Origin of the sequence: Arhodomonas sp. SL1 (genome assembly GCF_052060015.1) — a bacterium.
In the GTDB taxonomy this organism is placed as follows: Bacteria; Pseudomonadota; Gammaproteobacteria; order Nitrococcales; family Nitrococcaceae; genus Arhodomonas.
Window position 1 is genome coordinate 1 of sequence record NZ_JBPODZ010000041.1, and the last position, 1,433, is coordinate 1,433.

At 56.9% G+C, this 1,433-nt stretch carries 1 pseudogene; it reads right to left on the reverse strand.

Going from position 1 to position 1,433, the window contains the following annotated elements:
• Positions 1 to 128: 128 nt before the first annotated feature.
• Positions 129 to 1,433, reverse strand: a pseudogene (locus ACQ754_RS17015) (hypothetical protein); the annotation flags it as partial.

Below are 1,433 nucleotides of genomic sequence, written 5' to 3' on the forward strand. Positions count from 1 at the left end.
CCACTCACCCCGTTCCCCATGGCCCGCCCTGTAGCCAGCGCCGGCCCGGTTCGTCGAGTATAGCCGCCCCATCACGACCATGCTGCAATCGGAGGCTGGAGGCGGTGCCCACTGTTGAACTTCGGGAATCACCGCCGTTCTTTCCGTAACGCCTCGAACTGGTTGTAGAACTCCTGCAGCCTAATGCCAAAAGCGGAGTGAAATGCTGTGGACATAGATGCTCCCGCCGCCACTTCTTCGCAGATCGTCCGCAACGCGGGAAGTCCGCCCGGCGCAGCCTGCACAAGCTGATCCACGGCAAGGTAACCGATATGGCCCGGCCAGAGATCCGAGGTAGTGCCACCGAACTCCTCCAGAGGTCTATCGAGCTGACCGGTACCTCGGGCCGACAACCACATGAAATCGACCACGGCGGACCGCTTCGCGTAACCCTCCGCAATCAGGGTCTCGAACGCAATGTATTCCGCCATCCCTTCGCTTAGCCAGAATCCAAGCGGCTGGTCGAACTTGGTGCTGCAACCAAGATGATGCTGCCACCCATGAACATATTCGTGAATCGCAATCCTCTGCTCTTCGACCGCGATAGTGCCTTCCCCAATCTGGTAGGAGTAAACTCTGTCGGGCCAGTGTTCATGTGCTACATCAAAAAACGGACGAATGATCGACCTTCCGGTTGTTGGTGATTCAGAGAAGCCTGTACAGCAGCCCCCGCCTCCCCCGGGTTCCTGATTTCCCTCGCCTGAAGCGATAATCCGGACCGTAATGCCATTTTGTGCGGCTTCCGGAATGCCTCCGCCCGCATGTTGATTCAGGAAGGCCTGCCCCATGGCGATACCGGTCCTGATGCTGCCCTCGGAATTCGACGGTACACCCGGATCGATGTCATAAGTGATCTCGCCCGTGAGCGAGTCGATGACGTGAGCGACGGCCTGTGCTTCAGGGATGAGACTAGTGGTAACCGAACCGGAGTTGGCAACTAAATTAACAACTTCTGGGCGGCTTGCAAAGTCCGACTTCGAAAGACTGAAATCTACCTGTGTCGCGGCTGCGCCCGCACCTTCGGGGATGCGAATACCATCGTCCGGATCGCCATCTTCGTCCAAAGATACTAGCAATCGGGTAATATTAACCAACCTTCGGTTATTAACATCCGCTGTACTGGCGATATCCGATAAGGTGATGACTTTCTTGGCAGTGACCGATGGTAGAGACAGATCTCCGATCGAGAACGTCACGGTTTCTCCGTTCTCGTATTCGAATTCACCTTCAGCACCAGTAATACCCTCTCGGGTTCCCGTTTCATAGCCGACGCCAGCGATCGGTGTTTTACCAAGCACTCCTGTACGGATATCAGAATCATCGCCGGCGTCGAGGGCACCGGCCGCCCTCAGCAACCCTTCCACGGCGTTGTCGGAGCTCACGTCGCTGTTCGC